The sequence below is a fragment of the Alloyangia pacifica genome, assembly GCF_003111685.1.
Taxonomy (GTDB): Bacteria; Pseudomonadota; Alphaproteobacteria; order Rhodobacterales; family Rhodobacteraceae; genus Salipiger; species Salipiger pacificus_A.
The window spans coordinates 1,190,543-1,214,736 of sequence record NZ_CP022190.1 but is presented as its reverse complement, the minus strand read 5'-3'; the positions used below and the strand labels follow the sequence as shown (position 1 = coordinate 1,214,736).

The 24,194-nt window shown below is 64.6% G+C and carries 17 protein-coding genes and 5 pseudogenes; 16 read left to right on the top strand and 6 right to left on the bottom strand.

The window, feature by feature from the left end; all coding sequences use genetic code 11:
• Positions 1–195 precede the first annotated feature (195 nt).
• Positions 196–1,335, top strand: a pseudogene (locus CEW88_RS18615) (IS1182 family transposase); the annotation flags it as partial.
• A gap of 95 nt (positions 1,336–1,430) precedes the next feature.
• Here the strand turns inward: CEW88_RS18615 and CEW88_RS18610 are convergent.
• On the bottom strand, positions 1,431–2,363 hold the full coding sequence (locus CEW88_RS18610) for an IS5 family transposase (protein ID WP_108969609.1): 933 nt from the start codon (positions 2,361–2,363) through the stop codon (positions 1,431–1,433).
• Positions 2,364–3,255: 892 nt separating this feature from the next.
• Here CEW88_RS18610 and CEW88_RS18600 point away from each other — a divergent pair.
• Both CEW88_RS18600 and CEW88_RS18595 read left to right on the top strand, forming a co-directional pair.
• On the top strand, positions 3,256–3,612 hold the full coding sequence (locus CEW88_RS18600) for a cupin domain-containing protein (protein ID WP_108969608.1): 357 nt from the start codon (positions 3,256–3,258) through the stop codon (positions 3,610–3,612).
• A gap of 221 nt (positions 3,613–3,833) precedes the next feature.
• On the top strand, positions 3,834–4,289 hold the full coding sequence (locus CEW88_RS18595; protein WP_159099665.1) for a GNAT family N-acetyltransferase: 456 nt from the start codon (positions 3,834–3,836) through the stop codon (positions 4,287–4,289).
• A 389-nt stretch (positions 4,290–4,678) separates the two neighbouring features.
• Here the strand turns inward: CEW88_RS18595 and CEW88_RS18590 are convergent, their stop codons facing one another.
• The 3 genes and pseudogenes from CEW88_RS18590 to CEW88_RS18580 form a co-directional block, all read right to left on the bottom strand.
• The gene (locus CEW88_RS18590) at positions 4,679–5,746 is read right to left on the bottom strand and encodes an IS110 family transposase (RefSeq protein WP_108969605.1); all 1,068 of its coding nucleotides are present in this window, start codon (positions 5,744–5,746) and stop codon (positions 4,679–4,681) included.
• Positions 5,747–6,002: 256 nt separating this feature from the next.
• The gene (locus tag CEW88_RS18585; protein ID WP_108969603.1) at positions 6,003–6,470 is read right to left on the bottom strand and encodes a DUF411 domain-containing protein; all 468 of its coding nucleotides are present in this window, start codon (positions 6,468–6,470) and stop codon (positions 6,003–6,005) included.
• 13 nt (positions 6,471–6,483) lie between these two features.
• Positions 6,484–8,770: pseudogene (locus CEW88_RS18580) on the bottom strand (heavy metal translocating P-type ATPase).
• A 137-nt stretch (positions 8,771–8,907) separates the two neighbouring features.
• Here CEW88_RS18580 and CEW88_RS18575 point away from each other — a divergent pair.
• Together CEW88_RS18575 and CEW88_RS18570 are read left to right on the top strand one after the other, a co-directional pair.
• Positions 8,908–9,336: a MerR family transcriptional regulator gene (locus CEW88_RS18575; protein WP_108969601.1), complete on the top strand. Its 429-nt coding sequence runs from the start codon at positions 8,908–8,910 to the stop codon at positions 9,334–9,336.
• Positions 9,336–9,658: pseudogene (locus CEW88_RS18570) on the top strand (YnfA family protein). Before CEW88_RS18575 ends, CEW88_RS18570 begins: the two are co-directional and overlap by 1 nt.
• A 295-nt stretch (positions 9,659–9,953) precedes the next feature.
• On the opposite strand, the gene CEW88_RS18565 reads toward CEW88_RS18570, so the two are convergent.
• Positions 9,954–10,658, bottom strand: coding sequence for a GntR family transcriptional regulator (locus CEW88_RS18565; protein ID WP_108969600.1), 705 nt, complete (start codon positions 10,656–10,658; stop codon positions 9,954–9,956).
• 150 nt (positions 10,659–10,808) lie between these two features.
• Here CEW88_RS18565 and CEW88_RS18560 point away from each other — a divergent pair, with 150 nt between their 5' ends.
• The 8 genes and pseudogenes from CEW88_RS18560 to CEW88_RS24990 all read left to right on the top strand — a co-directional run.
• Positions 10,809–11,579 (top strand): class II aldolase/adducin family protein, encoded by a 771-nt coding sequence (locus CEW88_RS18560; RefSeq protein ID WP_108969598.1) that lies wholly within the window; start codon positions 10,809–10,811, stop codon positions 11,577–11,579.
• A gap of 76 nt (positions 11,580–11,655) precedes the next feature.
• Positions 11,656–13,203, top strand: coding sequence for an ABC transporter substrate-binding protein (locus CEW88_RS18555; RefSeq protein ID WP_108969596.1), 1,548 nt, complete (start codon positions 11,656–11,658; stop codon positions 13,201–13,203).
• An 87-nt stretch (positions 13,204–13,290) separates the two neighbouring features.
• Positions 13,291–14,268: an ABC transporter permease gene (locus CEW88_RS18550; protein ID WP_108969594.1), complete on the top strand. Its 978-nt coding sequence runs from the start codon at positions 13,291–13,293 to the stop codon at positions 14,266–14,268.
• 14 nt (positions 14,269–14,282) lie between these two features.
• A complete protein-coding gene (locus tag CEW88_RS18545; RefSeq protein ID WP_108969592.1) occupies positions 14,283–15,116 on the top strand; it encodes an ABC transporter permease in 834 nt (277 codons plus the stop codon).
• Positions 15,113–16,723 (top strand): ABC transporter ATP-binding protein, encoded by a 1,611-nt coding sequence (locus tag CEW88_RS18540; protein ID WP_108969590.1) that lies wholly within the window; start codon positions 15,113–15,115, stop codon positions 16,721–16,723. Before CEW88_RS18545 ends, CEW88_RS18540 begins: the two co-directional genes overlap by 4 nt.
• Positions 16,720–17,613, top strand: coding sequence for a 2-hydroxyacid dehydrogenase (locus CEW88_RS18535; RefSeq protein WP_108969588.1), 894 nt, complete (start codon positions 16,720–16,722; stop codon positions 17,611–17,613). The genes CEW88_RS18540 and CEW88_RS18535 overlap by 4 nt, the downstream gene beginning before the upstream one ends.
• A 16-nt stretch (positions 17,614–17,629) precedes the next feature.
• Positions 17,630–19,018, top strand: a complete 1,389-nt coding sequence (locus CEW88_RS18530; protein ID WP_254694484.1) for an amidase family protein — start codon at positions 17,630–17,632, stop codon at positions 19,016–19,018.
• Positions 19,019–19,161: 143 nt separating this feature from the next.
• Positions 19,162–19,383 (top strand): annotated as a pseudogene (locus CEW88_RS24990) (hypothetical protein); the annotation flags it as partial.
• A 152-nt stretch (positions 19,384–19,535) separates the two neighbouring features.
• Here CEW88_RS24990 and CEW88_RS25320 read toward each other — a convergent pair.
• The gene (locus tag CEW88_RS25320; protein ID WP_438839475.1) at positions 19,536–19,664 is read right to left on the bottom strand and encodes a hypothetical protein; all 129 of its coding nucleotides are present in this window, start codon (positions 19,662–19,664) and stop codon (positions 19,536–19,538) included.
• A 295-nt stretch (positions 19,665–19,959) separates the two neighbouring features.
• Here CEW88_RS25320 and CEW88_RS18520 point away from each other — a divergent pair, with 295 nt between their 5' ends.
• From CEW88_RS18520 to CEW88_RS24975, 3 genes and pseudogenes are all read left to right on the top strand, one after another.
• Positions 19,960–22,332: an arylsulfatase gene (locus CEW88_RS18520; protein ID WP_108969587.1), complete on the top strand. Its 2,373-nt coding sequence runs from the start codon at positions 19,960–19,962 to the stop codon at positions 22,330–22,332.
• Positions 22,333–23,121: 789 nt separating this feature from the next.
• Positions 23,122–23,550, top strand: a complete 429-nt coding sequence (locus CEW88_RS24980) for a transposase (RefSeq protein WP_159099664.1) — start codon at positions 23,122–23,124, stop codon at positions 23,548–23,550.
• Positions 23,519–23,773, top strand: a pseudogene (locus CEW88_RS24975) (transposase); the annotation flags it as partial. The gene CEW88_RS24980 and the pseudogene CEW88_RS24975, both read left to right, overlap by 32 nt.
• Positions 23,774–24,194 lie beyond the last annotated feature (421 nt).

Sequence of the window (24,194 nt, the reverse complement as noted above, 5' to 3'; positions counted from 1 at the left end):
CGCCTTCGGAGTTTCCTGCGAACCTCTATGAAATGCCCAGCATGCGGGCAGGAGCCGACATATATGGGTGGAAACCGGAAGTTCGCTGCATTCAGGACGAACGGCAGCGATGCGCATATTCCGTTGAAAAACTCCGCTTGCCTGAAGAGCTGGCCGCTGATTCAATTTGGCTGCGGCAGCTTGAGGTTAACGGCGATGATGGGGTCCCGGCAGGAAGCGCAAGGCGCTCTGTTCTATGAGTTCTCGATTGAAGCGCACGTTCCGCCCGACCACATGCTCCGATCGGTTGACCAGTTCGTCGACCTGGCCAGCATCCGTCAGCACCTGGCGCCATTCTACAGCTCTACCGGACGGCCCTCGGTTGATCCGGAACTGATGATCCGCATGCTTCTGGTGGGTTACATAATGGGCATCCGGTCCGAGCGCCGGCTCTGCGAGGAGGTCCATCTCAACCTTGCCTACCGCTGGTTCTGCCGCCTCGATCTGACCGTCCCGGTGCCGGATCATTCGACCTTTTCCAAGAACCGCCACGGCCGCTTCCGCGACAGTGACCTGTTGCGCCATCTTTTCGAGACCGTGGTGGCGCGCTGCCTCGAGGAGGGCCTTGCCAGCGGCCAGCGCCTCGCCGCGGACGCGAGCATCATCCAGGCCGACGCGAACCGGCAGAACTCCACGCCGAAGTCAGACTGGCACCCCGCCAACATCGACCCGGGAGACGCGCCTCGGGCCGTCAGGGAATATCTGGAAACGCTCGACGATGCCGCTTTTGGCGCGGCGAGCCCGGTCGAGCCGAAGTTCACCTCGCATTCCGATCCCGCTTCGCAATGGACCGGGGCTCGGGGAGGTCCGGCCTACTTTGCCTATTCCACCAACTACCTGATCGACACCGACAACGGCGTGATCCTTGATGTGGAGGCCACCCGGTCGATCCGCCAGGCCGAGGTTGGATCGGTGCGGACGATGATCGACCGGGTGAACGATACCTTCGGCATCGCACCGGAACGGCTGATCGCCGACACCGCCTACGGCACCGGCGTCATGCTGGACTGGCTGGATCAGCAGCGCGGCATCGCACCCCATATCCCGGTGTTCGACAAGTCAGCTCGCCGGGACGGAACATTCGAACGCGCCGACTTCAACTATGATGCCGAGAGCGATGTCTACACCTGCCCGGGCGGCAAGGAATTGAAGCAAAGCCGCCGGACCTTCACGAAACCCCGGGAGAAGAAGCCCGATGATGATGGCATGCTTCGCTACCGCGCCGGCAAGGCCGATTGTGATGCCTGCAACCTGAAGGCGCGCTGCTGCCCCAAGGAGCCGTCTCGAAAGGTAACCTGATCAATCTTCGAGCCCTCCCGGGATCGGGCGCGTGCGATGGCGCTGTTGCACAAATCAGATGATTACCGCAGTTCCCCTTTCCCCGGACACACTTATCCCAGGGCCACGGTGACCGGGATGCCGAGGGCAGTGAAGCGGTTCATCACCGCCGCACGGAGCTGAACTTCGGCAACCTGGCGGTCGAAGTCGCGGGACATCAGCTTCTGTCCGAGTAGCTTTACGCAGTTCATTTTCGTCTCCACCCTGCTACGTCGGTGGTAGCCGCTCCAGTTCCGCCACAGCGCCCGGCCAAGATGCTTTGACGTCCGCAGTATCTCGTTGCGCGCTCGGGCTCCTGCCGTGTCCGGCTTCCAGGGTCTCGCGTTGCGGCGGGGCGGAATGATTGCTGCCGCACCGCGGTCAGCGATGGCGTCGTGGCAGGCGCGCGTGTCGTAGGCACCGTCTGCTGTAACGGTGGCGATCTCCTGATCCGGGGGCAGCTGGGCAAGCAGGTCCGGCAGCATCGGCGCGTCGCCGACATTGCTGGAGGTGACCTCGACCGCCCGGATCTCCAGCGTTTCCTCATCGATCCCGAGGTGGAGCTTGCGCCAGACCCTTCGTTTCGAGCCGCCATGCTTGCGCGTGTGCCACTCGCCTTCGCCTTCCACCTTGATGCCGGTGCTGTCCACGAGCAGATGCAGCGGCCCCTTGGAACCGCGATACGGGATTGTCACGCTCAAAGTCTTCTGGCGACGTGACAGAGTGCTGAAGTCCGGCACGGACCAGCCGAGCCCGGACAGTTCGAGCAGGCTCGCCACGAAACCGGTCGCTTGGCGGAGCGGCAGCCCGAGGAGTGTCTTGAGGGTGAGGCAGGCCTGGATCGCAGCGTCGCTATAGGCCTGCTGACGGCCGCGACGCGCCGACGGAATGGCTTCCCAATGCATCGAGGGATCGAACCAAACGGTCAGTGATCCGCGCTGCCTCAGCGCCTGATTGTAGCTTTGCCAGTTGGTGGTCTTGTAGGTCGTCTTCGGAGGTCTGCTCATACCTTCCGGCTACTACATTGGATTCACAAGGTGAATCCCTCGCCCCTTTGTGCAACAACGCCGTATATAGGAAGGCGATGATCTCGACATGCTCAATCAGGATATCCCCCCAACCCATAAAGGAGCCTGACAGAACCCAGCCGTCCGTCTGGGATTGCCGCTGTTGGATCAAGCGGACCCGGTCTTCGGGCAGGCGCTTTGTCGTGAATGGTGGGTCTGTTGGTATCCAATAGAATTCGTCTACGTCCAGCAGTGGAACGCCTATTTGCGCGGACAGTGTTGCGCCAAGCGTTGAGACGCCCGAGCATGATGCTCCGATCAAGAATATTCTTGGCACGTCAGTCCCGCCGGTAACATTCAAAACCATGAGGGCAATAGCGGTGCGCGTCACCTTCTGCAATCTCCGCTTCGTCCCACACTGCCGACGTCGGATCGTTGGAAATGCTGCGCCGAGGCCCGAAGGGCCGCTTTGGGGAAGCCGCGCCGCGGCTATGGTCAACTTGGCGAATGTCCGCAGTGGGTCGGCAGCGACGGGCGCAACTGCCCGCCGAATGCACGGCTCGCCGCACTGCCGCAAGCCCGCTCCGAGCCCAAATTGACTGTCGCGGTAGGTGGCCACTTCGCAGACGCAGCAATGAACGTTATGTCGGGGCCGACCCGAAGCCGACCTTCGGGCTGGACGACTTCGCTGCGGCGCAGCTTCTCCGAAACAGTCGTTCATGCGTCGCGCAGCATTTTTCTACGGCCACGTTACGCTGTGCGGGCCTTTCTAGCCGTTCGCGGCGCATTGCACGAAGAAACGTTCCGCTCGGGCATGCCCTAATGAACGGGGCGGTGGAACGACGGTCACCGCTTTGGTAGAACACAAGCAAACCAGCGGAGCCATTCAATCATGTCGAACCAAGCCATCAACCTAGAAGCCAAGCTGACCGAGTTTTCCGAGCATTGGTGCCCGAAGATCGTGTCGCGGTTCAACGAGTGCGACGTGATGGTCGTGAAGGCATTAGGCGAGTTCAACTGGCACCATCACGACGACACGGACGACTTCTTCCTCGTTCTCAAGGGCAGGCTGCGGATCGAGCTGCGCGACGGTGACGTAATCCTTGGTCCGGGCGAACTCTACATTGTGCCCAAGGGCGTCGAGCACCGTCCGGTCGCGGAGGAAGAGGTTCACCTGCTGCTGATTGAGCCGCAGGGCGTGCCGAACACCGGTGACGAAGCGACTGCGGCGCAAAAGGTCACCATCTGACGTCCACAGCAGACTCCGCAGAAGCCGCCATTCGTACTCTCCGTGACATTAGTTAGGCTGGGCTCTGTGTAGCCATGCGACAATGCGGCAGCGGACTACCAGTGCGCGGACAAAGGACACTTTCTCCACAACCGTTGCGGAGGTCCGGTTCCACTCGGTGGTGCTTGGCGGACGTCACCGTCAACTGGTCATCGTCTTTATCCCCCCTTAAGGTGCTGAGAATGACCTCAACGTTCGACATCACGCGCGCGGGTTTGGACGACGTTCCGGACCTCGTTCCACTTTACGAGCGCTTCTTTGCAGAGGACGCCATCAAGATCGCGCGCTCCAAGATCGAGGCCAATCTAAGACAGATGCTAGTGGACGACCGGGCGGCCGTGTTCGTTGCGACTGCTGACGGGCAAGCGATCGGGCTTGCTTCCGCGAGTTTCACCTGCGGTGTTGAGTTCGGCTGGGCAGCAGAGATCGAGGATCTGTTTGTTGTTCCCAAGCGCCGCGGGCAGGGCCTGGCCCGGCAACTGATCGAGATTGTGCTCGAATGGGCAGACGACCGCGGGGCGCGCCAGAGCTATCTCGTCATCACGCCGGAGGCCGAAGACGCGCAATCACTCACCGCACTCTACAGTAAGTTCGGTTTCGTCCGCTCGGACCGTCTCCTGATGTATCGGGCTTCTTGAACGTCCGAGCACTGCCTCAGGAGGCGGATGGGTTTGAAGCAGTCGTTGTCTCGCTCCGCAGCATCAAGCACTTTGGACTCGAAGCGGTCGCGCGACGACGCGGCGGGTCGTAGGCCTGGCAGGCAGCGGCGGCCGTCGCTCCCGGCCCAGATGTATGTGCCGGCTGCTGTTCGCAATCAAGAATTTGGCACGACTTCGGAAATCGCTCATATGTATCCGGCCTGTTGATCGGCTCGCGGGCCGTGGCCTTGATGGGGTTACGCACGCGCCGTGGTCTCATTACCGGCAAGGTCCAAAATGACCATTTGGGCCGTCAGACTCTGGGGGCGTATCTTCTCCGTTCCATGCTGTCGTCTCTATCGCGAACTCCTTGGTGGCTGTGGAAGGCGTCAAATCGCTTCCATCGCCGCGTCTTGTGAGGCGTCGAACCGGGTGCCGTGCCGCAGAAGGCTCCAGGCGGTCCGAGCCAGCTTGTTGGCAAGCGCGATGGCCGCCTTGTTTCGCGGCATACGGGCGACTGCCTCGGTCAGCCACGGGCCGAAACTGAAGTCGGACCATCGGTGAGGGCGCATCATGATCACTTTCGCAGCTTGCACGAACAGCATCCTCAGATAGCGGCTGCCGCGTTTGGTGATCCGGCCGAGGATCGTTCGCCCGCCGGTGCTGAACTGTCGGGGCACCAAGCCAACCCAGGCGGCGAAATCGCGCCCCCGGTCGAATGCCTCGCCTTTGCCGACGGCCGCAACCATCGCCGTCGAGATCATTGGCCCGATGCCGGGTATTGTCATGATGTTGGCGCAGTTCTCTTCGGTTCGGCTGATCCCTTCGATCTCGTCGGAGACATCCTCGATCCGTTTGTCCAGCCAGAGCCAGTCGCCGTAAAGCCCGATCAGGATACCTCGCATCCGGGGCGAGATCTCGTCCCGCCGCTGTTCGAGGATCGTCTCAAAGGAATTCTTCAGCGCCCGCAGCCCCGACCTGACGGTGATGCCCCGCTCGATCAGGAAGGCCCGGATCTGGTTGATGGTCGCCGTGCGCCGCGACACCAGCCGCGCGCGCACCCGGTGCAGGGCCTGAAGGTCGAGCTGGTCCTGGCTCTTCTCCGTCACCGTCCGCAGGTTCGGCCGCAGAGCGGCTTCGGCGATCGCCTCGGCGTCGTTGTAATCGTTCTTCTGACCCTTGTTGAACGGCTTCACGTAAATCGCCGGGATGATCCGTGGCTCGAACCCCATCCGCCGCAGCGTTCGGCTGACAAAATGGGCGCTGAGGCAAGCCTCCATCCCGACCACACATTGCGGCAACTTCTCGAACGTTGCCTCCAGCGCAAGCCGCTTGATCTGCTTGCGCAAAACCAGCTGACCCGAGCAGTCGAAACCGACCAGATGGAATGTATCCTTGCCGATGTCGATGCCGACAACCGCCAAGTCTTCAATGCTTCCTGTCTTATTCACACACATGGCTGCTTCTCCTTTGGCGCGGATGATCCCAGTGCAGGATAACCCAACGGTGGGGGAAGCAGCCGGCACATCCCATTACCTGCCGTTCAGTTCCTTGCCGATCGCCGCGGTGCAGCTTCACCAGACCGGCCATTCGTCTATCGCGCAGCATTATCGGAGGATGAAGGTCGGCAGGGCGGACCTACCTGACTTTCGCTGCGACCGCGCGGTGTGAGATTTGCGCAGTAGCCTCACGGCGATCCTGAGATCGGTGCCGTCAGGTAGCCTCGTAGCTGGAGAAGACCTTCGTCCCGCCATCTCCGAGGATCAGGAACACATCGTAGGCTTCCCGCTCATGCTCTGGCCCCATGCCCGGTGATCCATAAGGCATGCCGGGCACGGCGAGACCCACGGCATTGGGGCGCTCGGAGAGAAGCCGTCGGATGTCGGCAGTCGGCACATGCCCCTCGATCATGTAGCCCTCGACCTCGCCGGTGTGACAGGAGGTCATCTTCTGGGGGATGCCGTTCTCGAGCTTGTACCGGATCAGGAGCGTGCCGTAGCTGCGCTGAGTGGTGACGGTGAAGCCGTCCTCCTTCAGGAGCTCGATCCAAGCGGTGCAGCAGCCGCAATTGGGATCTTTCAGGACGTGGATTGCGGGAGAGCTTTGGGACAGACCGGCGGTCGGCAAAGTCGCGGCGAAGCTCGCGGCGGAAGCCATCATGGCGCGGCGGGTGAGGATCATCGGTGTCTCCCTTTCAGGTCGATGCGGTTGCGTGATCGGGGCGTGTCTCAGCGGTCAGACCGACGTGCCCCGCAGGTTCAGGCGTGCCGGTGGGACGGAAGAACAGCAGCCGCAGGGCGTTCATCGTCACCAGCACGGTGGCGCCGGTATCCGCGAGGATTGCGATCCAAAGGCCGGTGATCCCGAGCACGGTAGTCACGAGGAATATCGCCTTGAGGCCGAGCGCAATCGCGATGTTCTGGCGGATGTTCGACATGGTGGCGCGGGAGAGGCGGATCTTGCCCGGCACATCGGTCACGCGGTTGCGCAGGATCGCCGCGTCGGCCGTCTCGAGCGCCACGTCGGTGCCCGAGCCCATGGCAACGCCAACATGCGCGGCGGCGAGCGCCGGCGCATCGTTGATCCCGTCGCCGATCATCATCACGCGGGCCTCCGCGCTCAGGTCGCGGATCGCCGTCACCTTGTCCTCCGGCATCAGTTCCGAACGATGTTCGATCCCGAGCCCTTCAGCGATGGCTTGGGCCGTGCGCGGGTTGTCCCCCGTCAGCATGACCGAAGATATGCCGAGCCCGCGCAGTTGCGCGATAGCGTCCGCCGCGTCGTCCCGCGGCTCGTCCCTGAGCGCGATGAGGCCCTGAGGCACGTCTTCGCGCAACACGATGACCACCGTCTTGCCCTCGGCCTCCAGCGCCGCCACGCGGGTCCGCAGGTCGTCCGTGAGGGCACCGCGCTCGTTCGCCAGCCGTGGGGGAGCCCACGCTGACGGTCACGCCGTCGATGGAGGCTTCCGCCCCCTTGCCGGGAAGCGCGCGGCCGCCGGTGGCCGACGCCGCGCCCACGCCTCGCCGCTCGGCTTCGGCGCAGATCGCCTGTCCGAGCGGGTGGCTCGCGCCGCTCTCGACCCCGGCGGCCAGCGCCATGAGGTCGTCGCCGCTTCCACTCAACACAGAGACATCTGTCACGCGGGGCCTGCCATGTGTGAGCGTCCCGGTCTTGTCGAAGGCGACATGGGTCGTGCGGGCCACCGCCTCGATCACCGAGCCGCCCTTTATCAGCAGGCCATTGCGTGCTCCCGTGGACAGGGCCGAGGCAATCGAGGCTGGCACCGAGATCACCAGCGCACAGGGGCAGCCGATCAGCAGCAGCGCAAGCGCCCGGTAGATCCATTCACCCCAAGCCAGCCCGAAGGCCAGCGGCGGAACGATAGCGACGAGAACAGCGACACCGACCACAGCGGGCATGTAGACCCGGCTGAACCTGTCGATGAAACGCTCGGTGGGTGCGCGGGCGCTCTCGGCCTCTTCCACGAGGCGGACGATGCGGGAGATGGTGTTGTCCTCGGCCGACCTCAGCACCCGCACGCGCAGCAGAGCTTCGCTGTTGATCGACCCCGCGAAGACCTCCGCGCCCGGCTCCTTGAGGCTCGGAACGCTCTCGCCGGTCACTGGGCTCTCGTCGACACCCGACGTGCCCTCGATCACCTCGCCGTCGCAGGGCACGCGGTCACCGGGGCGGACTTGCACGAGCTGACCTAACTGGAGCTTCTCGGCCGCGACCTCTCGTGTCTTGCCTCCCACTTCGAGCCGTGCCGTCTTCGGCACGAGCTTCGAGAGGGCGCGAATACTGTCGCGCGCCTTGCTCGCAGAGACTCCTTCCAGGAGTTCGCCCACGGCGAAGAGGAAAACGACGAGCGCCGCCTCTTCCGGCTCACCGATGATCAGCGCGCCACCAGCGGCGATGGTCATCAGCATCTCGATGGTGAAGGGCATGCCGGCCCGCGTCATGGCCAAGGCGCGCTGCGCCACGGGCAAAATCCCAACGAGTGTCGCCAGCACGAACGCCCAATGCGCGATCTCAGCCGGCAGGACAAACGTTGACGCCCAAGCTGCCGTGAGCAGTGCGCCGGTTCCGAGCACGAGGCGACCCTTGGACGTCTTCCACCAAGAGGTCGGCGCGTCATCGGTGGGCCCAGTGATCTCCTCCAGTTCGCTGTCGATTTCCACGGCCTCCGCCGCATCCGCAAAGGCGCCATCCGGCAGGACAAAGCCGCCCTTGGGCTTCTCTGGCCGCGCGCCCTTTGGCGCGATCCCGAAGCCGACTCCGCGCACTGCCTTCTCGACGTGCTCTGGCGGTGTCTGTGCCTCATCGAGCGTCAGTCGCAACCGCTCGGCCATCAGGGCGACATCAACACGCTCGACGCCAGGCAGGCGCTCGACTGCGCCGCGCACCTTGGCGGCGCATGACCCGCAATCCATGCCTGTAACGCGCCATTCGCGTTGTCGTGTGCTGCTATCGGCCATACCGAACCTCCGTTGTGATTCTCGGTTGAACTTAGCTATACGATCTACAGCCACTGTAGGCTCAAGCCTCGCGAGGAAGGTTTTCCGTATCTTTGGCCACGGGGGACACGACGCGCTAACGAGGGAAGGAGACGCTCATGCTGGCCATTGGAACACTGGCAAAGCGGACGGGCACCAAGGTGCAGACGATCCGCTATTACGAACAGATCGGTTTGATGCCCGAGCCCGGGCGCAGCGAGGGGGGGCAGCGCCGATACGGGTCGCTGGAACTCGACCGGCTCGCGTTTATCCGGCACTCTCGACAACTCGGCTTTTCGCTGGAGGCGATACGGGAACTCCTGGACCTCTCGGACAGCCCAGAAAGGTCCTGTGCGCAGGTCGATGCGGTTGCTCAGAAACAGCTCCATGAGGTTGAGGCTCGCATCGCTCGGCTTGAGGCGCTCCGGGTCGAACTGCAACGGATGATCGGCGAGTGCAGGGCCGATCGGGTTGCGAACTGCCGCATCCTCGAGGTGCTACGCGACCACGAAGAGTGCCTCTCTGATCACGACCGGCCCGATTCCTGATGCCGAGCGTGTTGATCTATCCGCTCGCGGCCCTGGCCGAGATCGCCGGCTGTTTTGCAATCTGGGCCTGGTGGTGGGGCGCGTCGATCTTCTGGCTGTTGCCAGGGATTGCGAGCCTTGCAGTGTTCGGCTGGTTGCTGGCTCAGGTCGAGGCAGGTTTTGCCGGCAGAGCCTATGCCGCCTACGGGGCGTCTACATCGCCGCGTCGCTGTTCTGGATGTGGAGCGCTGAAGGAGAGCGGCCAGACCTATGGGACATTGCTGGCGCCTGCCTGTGCCTGATTGGCGCCGCAGTGATTCTTTTCGCTCCACGCGCAGGTTGATAAGGGCTCGGAGCGGGCTTGCGGCAGCACGGCGCCCCCCTCACCTAGGCGAGGCGGTCATTTGGCGAGGGTGGCCTATTGCGGGCCTTCGCCCAAGGGTCAAGCGTTGCCCTACGGTTTCATCATGGCGGCCATTCGTGCATCACGAAGCATCTCTGCCCCTCGAATGACGGCAGAGCCGGCTCAAAGCCGACATCTTGGCTTTTCCGGACAGTGCTCGGTCGACCCGTGTCAGCGAGTCGCGCCGGATTTGCCTTGCCGTAGGCCCTCACGGGGTCTTGGGCCGGACGGGCGTTCAGCCCTCCGTGGTTCCGGCCTCGATGTCTCGGAACTGGCGCGTCACCAGGTCTTGTGCGACGCCGATGTGATACCTTATGGCCTCGCGCGTCGCGACCTCGTCACCGCGGCGCAGGGCGGTGACGATCGGCTCGTGGGTTTCGGCGATCTTGTGCGGATCGTCGTAAAGCCGGCCGATCACCATGATCGAGAACTCGGTTTCGGCGGCGATCTGATCGAAGACATGCAGGAACTTGGGGTTGCCGCTGCCGGCGCAGAGCAGGCGATGGAACTCCATGTCCGCCTCGACTTGGGTAAGCATGTCGGCGCCGGCAGCGGCAACCTCGTGCAGCGCGTCGATCTGCGCGGCGAGCCGGTCGATCGTGTCGGTCAGCCCGTTCCGAAGCACCCGCTGCGCGGCGGCGATCTCGATCACCATGCGCAGCTCGTAAAGGTCGTTCAACGCCTCGGCCGAGGTCTCGCGCACGAAAAAGCCGCGATTGGCGTGGTAGGTCACCAGCCCCGAGTTCTCGAGCAGCCGCGCCGCCTCGCGCACCGGGGCGCGGCTCACGCCCAATTCGCGCGCGACCACCGATTCCGAAAGCCGCGCACCGGGGGCGAGCTGGCCAGTGACGATGGCCTTGCTGAGCAGCGTGGCAACGCGCTGCACGAGCCCCTCGCGGTCAAGGGGTTGGAAGCCGGTCTGCTGTGGGGATCTCGCCATGCCGTCATGCGCCTGAATTTCCCCCAAGGGTAAATGCGGTTTTGACGATTGTCGACAATTCCCTTGACCGGGGCAGGGGGGCTGCCCTTACCATGAGGTAAGAATGTGCACGATGCTCGCCCCGCGGCGAGCCTACCAGAGGAGAGCCGAATGCCAGATGGCGCGCCGACGTCCACAGTCCAGACCCTCCGCCGCGACCTTGCCGCCGCGTACCGGCTGATCGCCCTCGAAGGGATGGATGACGGCATCTACACCCATATCTCGGCGCGCCTGCCCGACGGCCCGAAAGGCGAAAAGCGATTCCTGCTGAACCCTTTCGGCCTGCGGTTCGACGAGGTGACGGCGGCAAACCTCGTGACGGTGGACGAGACCGGCGCGGTGATCGACGATCCCTTTGGCGCGGGCGTCAATGCCGCGGGGTTCACCATCCACTCGGCCGTGCATATGGCGCGGCATGACGCGCTCTGCGTGCTGCACACCCACACCGTCGCGGGGGTGGCCGTGTCGTCGGTGAAGGAGGGGCTGCTCAGCCTCAACCAATGGTCGGCGCAGTTCCACGGGCGCATCGCCTACCACGCCTACGAGGGCATTGCGCTCGATCTTGCGGAGCGCGAGCGCATCGTTGCGGACCTTGGCGACAGGCAGGTCATGCTGTTGCGCAATCATGGCACCCTGCTGCTGGGCCGCTCGGTCTCCGAAGCGGTGAAACTGGCGCTCAACCTCGAGCGATCCTGCAAGGCGCAGGTGGCAGCGCTCGGTATGGGGCTGACCGCCGACGTGCTGCCCGAGGCGGTCGCCGAGCACACGGCGCGGCAATACCAGAACGCTTATGACTCGGTCGAGCTTCGCGGCAAACCCGACCCCGAATGGGCCGCGCATCTGCGCCGGCTCGACGCTCACGCCCCTGATTACCGGGGCTGAGCCTCTGCCCGCCCCGGTCAGTTTCCGGGGCCTGACTTTCGAAGAAAAGCAGTCAAACAGAACCAACAGGGACCCCATGAAAACACTTAGAGCGACCACTTTCCTGATCGCCGCCACCCTTGCCGCGCCGCTTGCCGCGCAGCAGGAGGGTGGCCGCCTCGACATCGTCGTGCAGCCCGAACCGCCGGGGCTGATGATGGGCCTCGTGCAAAATGGCCCCACCCAGCTGGTGGCGGGCGACATCTACGAGAGCCTGCTGCGCTACAACGCCGACCTCGAGCCGCAACCCAGCCTCGCCAAGAGCTGGGAGATCTCGGACGATGGGTTGACCTACACCTTCCAACTTCAGGACGGGGTGACCTGGCACGACGGTGAGCCCTTCACCGCCGATGACGTGGTCTTCTCGGCCGACGTCTTCCTGCGCGAGACACACGCCCGCCTGCGAGCCTCGCTGGCCTATGTCGAGAGCATCACCGCGCCCGACCACACGACGGTGGTGTTCCAGCTCAAGGAGCCCTTTGGCCCGTTCATCAACGCCTTCGAGGCAGGCACCATGCCGATCGTCCCCAAGCACATCTACGAGGGCACCGACTACGCGACCAACGAAATGAACGCGACGCCCATCGGCACCGGCCCGTTCAAGTTCGAGAAATGGGAGAAGGGCAGCTACATCCACCTGGTGAAGAATGAGGACTACTACCTCGACGGCAAGCCCTACCTCGATGAGGTCTATTACCGCGTGATCCCCGATGCTGCCGCCCGTGCCGTGGCCTTCGAGACCGGCGAGGTGGACGTGCTGCCCGGCGGCTCGGTCGAGAACTGGGATGTGCCGCGGTTGACCGAGATGGAGGGCGTCTGTTCCACCGGCGCAGGCTGGGAATTCTTCGCGCCGCTCTCGTGGATGTGGCTGAACAACCGGCAGGGGCCCACCGCCGACGTGCGCTTCCGCCAGGCGGTCATGTACGCCATGGACCGCGACTTCGTAAAAGACGTGGTGTGGAACGGCTTCGGCAAGGTCGCGACCGGACCGGTCGCCTCTTCGACCAATTTCTACAGCGATGACGTGACCCACTACGACTACAATCCCGACAAGGCCAAGGAACTGCTGGCCGAGATGGGCTACGATGGCGCTCCCGTGCGCATCCTGCCGCTGCCCTACGGCGAGACCTGGCAACGCTGGGCCGAGGCGGTGCGGCAGAACCTCTCAGAGGTCGGCATCAACGCCGAGATTGACAGCACCGACGTCGCGGGCTGGAACGAGAAGACCTCGCAGTGGGACTATGATCTCGCCTTCACCTACCTCTACCAGTATGGCGACCCGGCGCTGGGTGTGTCGCGCAACTACGTGGCGAGCCAGATCAGCAAGGGCAGCCCCTGGAACAACGTCGAGGGCTACGAGAACCCCGAGCTCGACGCCAAGTGGACCGCCGCCGCGGGAATGGTGAACACCGAGGACCGTGCTGCCGCCTATGCCGAGATCCAGAAGGAGATCGTCGACGACGTGCCCGTGGCCTGGCTTCAGGAACTGGAGTTCCCGACCATCTATCGTTGCAACGTCAACGACCTGGTGACCACCGCCATCGGGGTGAACGACGGTCTGCGCGACGCCTGGGTCGAAGAATAAGTCACAGCCACGGGGCGGGCCGGTGCCGGCCCGCCCCTGAGCCGTCCTCCAGTGGAGGACAGGAACCAACGGGACGTCCGGGGGCCTATGACCATACTCACCGTAATCCTGTCACGGGCGTTCAAGGCGTTCCTGACACTCTTGGCCATCGCGGTCCTGAACTTCTGCCTGCTGCATGCGGCGCCGGGCGATCCGGCGGTGGTGCTGGCGGGCGAGGCGGGGGCCGCCGACGAGCAGATGATCGAACAGTTGCGCGAGCGCTTCGGTCTCGACCAGCCGTTCTACGTGCAGCTGGGCAAATACGTCGGCAGCGTGCTGACGCTGGATCTCGGCTACTCCTTCCGGCAGGGCGCGCCCGTCGCGCAGCTCATCGCCGAGCGGCTCCCCGCGACACTGCTGCTGACGTTGACCGCCTTCGTGATCTCGCTGGTGCTGGGCATCGCCTTTGGCGTCGCTGCCTCGGCGCGGGTGGGCAAAGCCTCGGACAGCCTGCTGACCACGCTGGCGCTGCTGTTCTACGCCACGCCGCTCTACTGGGCTGCGCTGATGGCGGTGCTGGTGTTCTCGGTCTGGCTCGGCTGGCTTCCCGGTTTCGGCTACGAGACGGTGGGCGCGGGCTACACCGGACTGGCGCGTGCCTTCGACATCGCCAAGCACCTCGTGCTGCCGGCGCTGACGCTCGGGCTCTTCTTCATGGCGGTCTACATGCGGATGACCCGCGCTTCGATGCTGGAGGTGAGCCAGCTCGACTTCGTCAAGACAGCCAAGGCCAAGGGCCTGTCGGGCCCCGCCATCCGCCGCCGCCACATCCTGCGCAACGCGATCCTGCCGGTGGTCACGCTTGCGGGCCTTCAGGTGGGGCAACTGGTGGGCGGCGCGGTACTGACCGAGACGGTCTTTGCCTGGCCCGGCATCGGGCGGCTGATGTTCGAGAGCCTCGCGGCGCGCGACTACAACACCATCCTCGGGGTCTTCCTCGTCTCGGCGGCCATGGTGATCCTGTTCAATATCGTCACCGATATCGTCTACCGGCTGGTCGATCCGCGCATCGGCGCGAAGGCATGAGGAGGGTCTGAGCCATGTGGAAACGCTTTTCCTCCAATATCGGGGCGATGGTCGGCGTGGTGCTGCTGCTGGCGGTGATCGGGATCGCCATCTTCGCGCCGCTGATCTTTGCGCACACGCCGTGGCAGATGGTGCAGCGTCCGTTCCTGACGCCCTTCACCATGGACGGGCTGCCGCTGGGCACCGACACGCTCGGCCGTGACGTCGCCTCGCAGCTGGCCTACGGCGCGCGGGTGTCGCTGCTGGTTGGGCTCGTCTCGACTTTGGTGGCGCTGCTGATCGGCGTGCCTCTGGGCGCGCTCGCAGGGTTTTACGGCAACTGGGTGGACGAGGGGGCGATGCGCTTCACCGAGTTCTTTCAGACCATCCCCAACTTCGCGCTGGCCATCGTGCTGGTGGCGATCTTCGAGCCGACGCTGGCCTCGATCACCATCGCCATCGCGATCGTGTCGTGGCCCCCGGTGGCGCGGCTGGTACGGGCCGAGGTCATGTCGGTGCGCAAGCGCGAGTTCGTCGACGCCGCGCGGCTTGCGGGCCTGTCGCGGCCGCGCATCCTGCTGACGCAGGTGCTCCCCAACACCGTCTCGCCGATCATCGTCATGGCCTCGCTGATGGTCGCCACGGCGATCCTGCTGGAAAGCTCGCTCTCGTTTCTCGGCCTCGGCGATCCCAACGCGATGAGCTGGGGCTACATGATCGGCGCGGCGCGCACGGTGATCCGCAGCGCCTGGTGGCTCAGCTTCTTCCCGGGCATCGCCATCGTCATCACGGTGCTGGCGCTGAACCTCATCGGCGAGGGTCTGAATGACGCCCTCAATCCCCACCTCAGCCGGAGGGGCAAGGCATGAGCGCGCTTTCGATCGAACACCTCAGCATCGGGCTGCCGCAGGGCGCCGACCGGGCTTTCGCGGTCGAGGACATCTCCTTTGCCATCGAGAAGGGCGAGATCCTCTGCGTCGTCGGCGAAAGTGGCTCGGGCAAGTCGATGACCGCCAATGCGCTGATGGGTTTGCTTCCGCCGGGCGTTGGTGTGAAGGCGGGCCGCGCCACGTTCGAAGCGCGCGACATCCTGCGCCTGCCCGAGCCCGAGAAGCAGGCGCTGCGCGGGGCGCGTATCGCGATGATCTTTCAGGAGCCGATGACCGCGCTCAATCCGCTGATGCGCATCGGCGAGCAGATCGCCGAGGTCTTCGCCGCGCATGACCGCTTTTCCCAGCAGGAGCGGCGCGAGAAGGCGCTGAACCTCATTCGCGAGGTTGGCCTGCCGGATCCCGAGAAGATCATCCGCGCCTATCCCTTCCAGCTCTCCGGCGGGCAGCGTCAGCGGGCAATGATCGCCATGGCGCTGGCGCTGGAGCCGAAGCTGCTGATTGCCGACGAGCCGACGACGGCGCTCGACGTGACGACGCAGGCGCAGATCCTGAAGCTGATCCTCGACCTGCGCGACAAGCGCGGAATGGCGGTGATGTTCATCACCCACGACTTCGGCGTGGTGGCCGAGATCGCCGACCAGGTGATCGTCATGCGCGAGGGTCGGGTGGTCGAGCGCGGCAGCGCTGCCTCGGTGCTCACCGACCCGCAGCACGAGTACACCCGCCGTCTGCTCGATGCGATCCCCACCGGCAAGCTGCCGCCCGCCCGTGCGCCACGCGAGGTGCCGGCGCTGGAGATCAAGGGGTTGCGCAAGGTCTACCGTACCGGAGGCGGCATGTTCCGCCCGGTGCGCGAGGTGCGCGCGGTGGATGACGTCTCGCTCACCGTCGGGCGCGGCGAGGTGCTGGGACTGGTGGGCGAGAGCGGATCGGGCAAGTCGACGCTGGGCCGCACCGCCGTGCGGCTGGTGACGCCCGACGGCGGGCAGGTGCTGGTCGGCGGCACCGATCTGGCGGCGCTCTCCGAGGAAGAGCTGCGCAAGCAGCGCCACAAGGTGCAGATGGTGTTCCAGGACCCCTATGCCTCGCTCAACCCGCGCCAGCGCATCATGGGCGCCCTCACCGACGGGCCGATCACCAAGGGCGTGCCGAAAGCGCAAGCGCGGGCCCGCGCGCGGGAACTCTTGGAGATTGTCGGTCTCGGCGCCGATGCCGCCAGCCGTTTCCCACATGAATTCTCCGGTGGCCAGCGCCAACGTATCGGCATCGCCCGCGCGCTCGCCATGGATCCCGAGTTGATCATCGCGGACGAGGCGGTTTCGGCGTTGGACGTCTCCATTCAGGCGCAGGTTCTGGACCTTCTGCGCGATCTGCGCGAGCGTTTCGATTTGTCGATCCTCTTCATCACCCACGATTTGAGGGTGGCGGCGCAGCTCTGCGACAGGATCGCCGTGATGCAGAAGGGTAAACTGGTGGAGATCGGAACCGTGCACGACATTTTCCTGAACCCGCAACAGGACTACACGCGGCAGCTCCTGGCCGCCGTTCCGGGCGCAGATTGGGCAAAGGCAGGCGCCGCATGAGGGGCGTCATCACGACGACCGGCGGCGTCGATCTCTGGCCGCACTTCCGCGGAGTCTTCGCCGAGGACGCGCCCGAGCTGACCGTCTTTCAGCGCGAGGATATCTCCGATCCGGCACAGGTGGATTTCGTCTTCACCTTCATCCCGCCCGACGATCTCTTCGAGGGAATGACGGGGCTCAAGGCGATCTTCTCGGCAGGGGCCGGGACCGATGCGATCATGGCCTGCCCGTCGCGCCCTGCGCATGTGCCGGTCTACCGCGTCGAGGATGCCGATCAGGCGCTGCAGATGGCGGGTTTTGCGGCCTTCCACGTGCTCTGGCATCACCGCGACATGGGCCGCTACGTCGCCCAGCAGGGGCGCGGCGAGTGGGGGCGCAGGGTCATCGGGCTCTCGCCCGCCTACCGGCGCGTGGGGGTTCTGGGGTTCGGTCACATGGGCCGCGCCATCGCCAAGGGCTTGGTTGGGCTTGGGTATCCGGTGGCGGGTTATTCGCGCCGCGCGCCTGAACCGGTGGAGCCGGGCGTGGAGCATTTTCACGGGGACGGGCTCGACGTGTTTCTTGCCCGGAGCGACATCCTGGTGAACGTGCTGCCCCTCACCGATGCCACGCGCGGGCTGATCGATGCGGGCTTCCTGTCGAAGCTGCCGCAGGGCGCGGCGCTGGTGCAGATGGGGCGCGGCGGGCAGGTCGTGGAGGACGACCTCATTGCCCAGCTCGACAGCGGGCACCTGTCGGGGGCCTCGATGGATGTCTTCGACACCGAGCCGCTGCCGCAGGGCCACCCGCTCTGGACGCATCCCAAGGTGCTCGTCACCCCGCATGTCGCCAGCATCCCCGAACGCCGCTTCGTCGTGCGGGCGATCCGCGAACGACTGTCCTCTCTCTGACTTCGGACCCCGCATCATGACAGACCCCAACGATCTCACCGCCCGCGCGCTGGCCGCCCGCGTTCGTGCCGGTTCGCTCAAGGCCGCCGAGGTGACCCGCGCCACGCTCGACCGGGCGGCGCGGCTGAACCCCGCGATCAATGCCATCGTGCAGGACACCGGTGAGGAGGCAATGCGCGATGCCGAGGCGCTTGACGCCCGCATCGCGGCGGGCGAGGACGGCGGCGCGCTGGCCGGCGTGCCGGTGACGGTCAAGGTGATCGCCGACCAGAAGGGCTATGCCACGACCAACGGTACCACGCTGGCCAAGGACCTCATTGCCACCCAGGACAGCCCCTTCCTGCGCAACATGCGCACACAGGGGGCCATCGTGGTCGGGCGGACCAACTGCCCGGCCTTCTCCTACCGCTGGTTCAGTTCGAACAAGCTGCACGGCACCACCAGCAACCCGCACAACTCCGCGCTGACCCCCGGCGGCTCATCGGGTGGAGCAGGGGCGGCGACGGCGGCGGGGCTGGGGCATATCGCCCATGGCACCGACATCGCCGGCTCGATCCGCTACCCGGCCTATGCCTGCGGCGTGCAGGGTCTGCGCCCGACGCCGGGAAGGGTGCCGGCTTTCAACTATTCCGGGCCGGACCGGGCCATCGGCCCCCAGCTCATGGCGGTGGCCGGCCCGCTGGCGCGCCGGGTCGACGACCTGCGGCTGGGGCTCGAGGGCATGTCGGGCTATGCGCCCGAAGACCCCTGGAGCGCGCCGGTGCCGCTCACTGGCCCCGCCGTCGCGTCGCGTGTCGCGCTGATGAAGCGCCCGGGCGGCATCGACACCGACCCGCGCATCCTTGCCGATCTCGATCGCGCCGCCGAGATCCTGCGCAAGGCGGGCTGGCAAGTCGAGGAGCCGACGCAGGTGCCCGACATCCGCGAAGCGGTCGAGCTGCAAATCGACCTGTGGCTCTCGGACGCGCATTCCGACAAGCTGGCGGCGGCAAAGCTCGAGGGCGATCCGGGGGCCATCGCGCTGCTGAGCTTCTACGAGGAGCGGGCGCGGGGGATCGATCTTGCGAAGTTCAGCGCCCTGTTCAGCCGCCGCGCGCGGCTGATCCGGGCCTGGCGGGCCTTCCTTGTCGATTACCCCTTGGTGCTGATGCCGGTCTCGGCCGAGCTGCCCTTCGCCCAAGACGAAGACCTCAATGGTCCTGAAACCATTGCGCGCCTCTGGGAGGCTCAGGTGCCTCAGATCGGAATCCCGCTGCTCGGTCTCCCGGCGCTGTCGGTCTGCTCCGGGCTTGAGGCAGGCGTGCCCTCGGGTGTGCAACTGGTTGCACCGCCCTGGCGCGAAGACCTGTGTCTGGAAGCCGGCGAAGTGCTGGAACGCGCCTTCGGACTGCATCCGCCAGCCTGAGCGGCGTCGGTTTCGGCGCTGGTGGCCCTGCGCTTAAAAGTTGGCCTTTGGCTGAGGGGGCGAGAGCACCTTCGATCCGCTAGGTCGTGTTGAAGAAAGGCAGGCACATTGCGGCGCTCGCGCAGTTCGAGCTGGTCTCTGCGATGGAGACCAGCTTGGTAAAAGAGCTGATTTCGGACGACGAGGGGGCGGCAGCAGCCCGTTTCAACATCTCTCGTGATACGGTCGACACAACCTTGGCCATCTCGGTGCCACCTGGCTACCGGCGAACGGCGCCGATCAAGCGGCCGAAGCTGGATGGCGACAAGACGGTGCATCGCAAGCGGCGGCACAGCGCCAAGCGCGTCTTGTCCCGTGCATCCACATGCATGTGTCGTGCGATCTTGCGAACATCCTCGTTGGGCGCGCAGCGCTGCTTGAGGGCGCATCTCCCGAAGCAATAGCCGACCAGCAGCATACGGATCATTAGCTCCGGGTCGATCGAAGGTCGGGCACTGGAACTGTAGACCGGGTCCAGCTACTGCCGAATATCGTCGAGCGCGACGATCCGGTCGATGGAGCGCAATAGGTGTTTCGCTGGGATGTGGGTCTCAAGCGAGAGATTGTAGAACAGGTCGCCCCGCGACGCCGATCTCTTGCCCATCATCGAACGGGCCCTCCTGGACATGCAGGAAGTGAGGCAGCCCACAGCCCGCCAAGCAAGCCGCCTTATTCCAATAAATCTCGACCTTCCTGCCGTTCATTGCCCCTGCGTCACGCCGAGGGAGGGGCGCAGAATTGAGCCCGTTTACCTGGCCTTTTAGAGCCTCCTCCGACAATAGCACCCGGGTAGGCAAGCGCAGCTCTGCTCCAAAAGGCGCGGATGCAAGTCGCACCTTCGCACGCATGAATTGTGTGTTAACCTTACGTCAATTTGATTCAATGATTGTAGAGGGACGTCGATGACCCGGCTATTTCACGTCAAGCGTGCGCTTCGAGGAGGCGCTGTCCTCCTGTTCATCACGTCGGCCTCAACGGCCAGCGCGCAAGACGCGCCGCGGGACGGCTCGGTCCTGCCGCTGCCGCCGGCCCCTTTCGAAGGGGTCATCACGGAAACCTTCGAGGGCTCGACCCAGGACTATCCCCAACCTGTAACGCCGCCCGAAGGCGCGCCCAACGTCGTTGTCGTTCTCATCGACGACCTCGGATTTGGCCAGCCCGGCACATTCGGGGGGCCGGTTCCGACCCCGGCGATGGATGCCCTCGCAGAAGACGGCCTGCGTTTCACGCGGTTCCACACCACCGCGATCTGTTCGCCGACGCGGGCGGCCCTGCTGACCGGGCGCAACCACCATCAAAGCGGCTTTGGCACGATCACCGAGCTCTCCACCGGCTATCCCGGCTACGACAGCATCTGGCCGCGCTCGACAGCGACCATCGCAGAGATCCTCAAGGATCATGGCTACTCGACCGCCGCGTTCGGCAAATGGCACAACACGCCGGATTGGGAAACCTCTCCGTTGGGGCCGTTCGATCACTGGCCGACCGGGCTCGGATTTGAATACTGGTACGGCTTCCAGGGCGGCGAGACGAGCCAATGGGACCCTCAGCTCTTCCGGAACACGATCCCGGTGGAGCCGGAGAACACCCCGGAGGAAGGTTACAACCTCAACGTCGATCTGGTGGACGATGCGGTCGCCTGGCTCGATCGCCAGCAATCCGTCGCGCCCGACAAGCCCTATTTCATCTATTTCGCTCCGGGCGCGGTGCATGCCCCGCTGCACGTCAGCGAAGAATGGATCGACAAGTTCTCGGGCCAGTTCGATCAGGGCTGGGACAAGGTCCGCGAAGATACGCTCGCCCGGCAGAAAGACATCGGCGTTGTCCCCGAAAACACCGACCTCACGCCGCGGCCGGAGGAAATCGAGGCCTGGGACTCTCTCGACGCCGATGCCCAGCGGCTCTTCAGCAGACACCAAGAGGTGTTTGCCGGGTTCCTGGCGCAGACAGACCATGAAATCGGCCGCCTGATCGACAAGGTCCACGCCTTGCCCGAGGCCGATAATACGCTGATCATCCTTGTGGCAGGCGACAATGGGCCAAGCGCCGAGGGCAGCGTCACCGGGACGCTGAACAACATGATGACCCAGAACGGCGTTCCCGACACGGTCGAGGCGCAGCTGCCCGTGATAGACGAGATCGGCGGCCCACTGCATGAAAATCACTACCCTGTGGGCTGGGCCTGGGCAGGCTCGTCGCCGTTCCAGTGGATGAAGCGCGTGCCGTCGCATTTTGGCGGAACCCGCAACGGCATGGTCATCAGCTGGCCCGCGCAGATCACCGACACCGGTGGCATCCGGACGCAGTTCCATCACGTCGTGGACATCGCCCCGACGATCCTCGAAGCGGTGGGCATTCCTGAGCCCGAAGTGGTCAACGGCACCGAGCAGACGCCCATGGCAGGCGTGAGCATGGAGTACAGCTTTGCCGATGCCGAAGCTGCTGGGACACGGCACACGCAGTATTTCGAGACCGGAGGGCATCGCGCGCTCTATCATGATGGCTGGGTCGCGGCGTCTTTTCACGGCGCGCCTTGGGTGCTGACCGGCTCGGTGGGTTTCGACGACAGCACCTGGGAGCTCTACAACATCGAAGAAGACTTCTCGCAGGCACATGACGTCGCCGCAGAGAATCCCGAGAAGCTCGCCGAGCTTCAGGCGATGTTCGACGAAGAAGCCCAAAAGTTCCAGGTCTACCCGCTCGACGACCGCTTCGCCGAGCGTGCCAGAAACCCCGAACGCCCGTCTGTGACCCGTGGTCGCGACGTCTTCACCTATGCGCCGGGCACGGTCCGCATACCCGAAGGCAGCGCGGCTCCGGCCTATCAGCGCTCTCATACGATCACCGCCGAGATCGAGGTGCCGGAGGGAGGCGCAAGTGGCGTGATGATCGCGAACGGTGGGTCGTCGGCGGGATACACGCTGTATCTCGAGGACGGGGTGCCGGTCTACGAGTTCAACTTTTTCGGCAAGGAGGTCTACCGGGTCGCAGGAGAGGCCGCGCTGGAGCCGGGTGAACACACCGTGACGATGGTCTACGAACAGCTTCCATTCGAGGCCGGGAAGGAGGTCACGGGCGGCACTGCGACGCTGCTTGTCGATGGTGCCGAGGTCGCAAGCGGAGATGTCGAGAAGACCGTTCCGGCCCGCTACTCTGCAACCGAGACGCTGGACATCGGAATGGACCTCGGATCGACGGTCACTCCGAACTATCGGGAGGAGGCGCCCTTTGCGTTCACCGGCACGATCAAGCAGGTGACCGTGGAATTGCAGTAGCGTCACATCCGGGCCGCGGCGGTCAGCGCAACCGCCTTGCCGCGGCCCCGGTTTTCATTTGACTGTGCCGAAAGGCCTAGTTCCCGCGCCACAAAAAATCATCGGAGGATAGCGCTCGCGGCGACGACAAGTTCGGGCTCGAAGTCGGTCTCCTGCGCGCCGCCCAAGTTACGAGGCGCGGACAAGCTCGGTGGGTCGTATCTCCGCAAGTCGCATCTCGGGCCAATGGATGCAGCCGTTGAGGTTCTTGCTGGCCGGACCGCAGTTCGCGGAGTGGCGAGCGGCCGGACTGTCCGCGGTCCGGTCCTTGAAGCTTCGATTGTCGCTGTGCCCAGCATGAATGTGCGAGGTCTTGGCTGCGGCGCCCCGTAAATTTCCAGTGCTTTGCGGCAGCGGCTTCGCTGCAAACGCGCGCCGCGAGAACTTGGCGCTTCAACTAAGGGCTCGGACGGGCCGATCGCTACGCTCTGCCCGGATAGCTGCTTGTGAACCGGCATGCAAAATTGGCTCTGGCTCACTCTTGATGCGCGCCGATCACGGAGGCACCTACTTCTTCTGACGTAATATCAGAAGGATGTGCAGGATGCGGCGTTAGGATTTTAGAGGTTTGGTCCGGGCTGGTCTTGTGGTTGATGACATCAGGACCGACGATGGCACGATACAGGTTTTGGCCCGCTCGAGCGGCACGTCTGCGGTTTGCCCCTGCTGGGGATCGCGATCTCGCCACGTCCATAGCCATTACCGCCGCCGTCTTGCGGATTTGCCTGCGCACGGCCTCAAGGTCGCCTGGTGATCGATGTGCGTCGTTTCTGGTGCCATCAGTCGATATTTAGCGAGCGCCTCACGCCGGAGGTGGCCAGACCTTGGGCAAGTCGCACGCTGCGAATGCAAAAGCTGGTCCGGCACCTCGCGGTGGCGCTTGGTGGCCGGCCGGCTCAATTTCTCGCAAGCCGCGTCTTGCTGCCGGTGAACAAAGATGCCTTCTTGCGCAGTCTCAGGGCGGGCGATGATCACGCCAAGGCTGCGCCGCGGATCTTCGGCATCGATGAGTGGGCTTGGCTCCGTGACCACCCCGGCGTTGCATGCGTCGCCCGAGATCGCAATGGCGGATATGGCAGCGCCGTTGCCCGTGCTTTTCCAGAGGCGGTTCAGGTCGCTGACCGCTGGCATTTTTTGGAGACAGCAGATGAAGAGATGGACGTTCAGCAAAGAGTTTAAGATCGAGGCGGTGAGGCTGGTGCAGGAACGCGGCGTCGCCGTGGTTCAGGCCAGCTGGGATATCGAGGTCGCAGAGAGCGTCCTGCGCCGATGGATCCGGGAAGCCAACGCGGCTCCTACTTCCGCCTTCCCTGGCAATGGGCAGCAACGCGCAGAGCTGGCGGAGGTCGCGGCCCTGAAGAAAGAGGTCGCCAAGCTCAAGGCGGAGCGCGACATCCTGAAAAACGTCCCGGGTCGCAACCCGCCGGTGCGCGCCTTCGGCACATTCACCCAGAACCTGCAGGCCTTGGCCGAATGGTTTGCGGACCGAGGTACAACCGGCGTGGCGATGGGGGCGACAGGCGTCTGCTGGATCTCGGCGTTCGAGATCCTCAAGGCCCGAGGCCTCAATGGGAGCCAGGTGAACCCCCGCTATGCCAAGAACGTGCCGGGCCGGAAGTCGCACGTAGGCGATGCGAGCTGGCTGCGCCAGCTTCAGTCCTACGGACTGCTACGAGGCGGCTCCGCCCTGATGCGGAGGTCGCGACGCTACGCGCCGACATGCGGCAGCGGGAGCGGCTGACAGAGTATGCTATGGCCCATATCCAACATATGCAGAAAGCGCTGATGAACCTGCAACTGCATCACGTCGTCTCCGACATCAC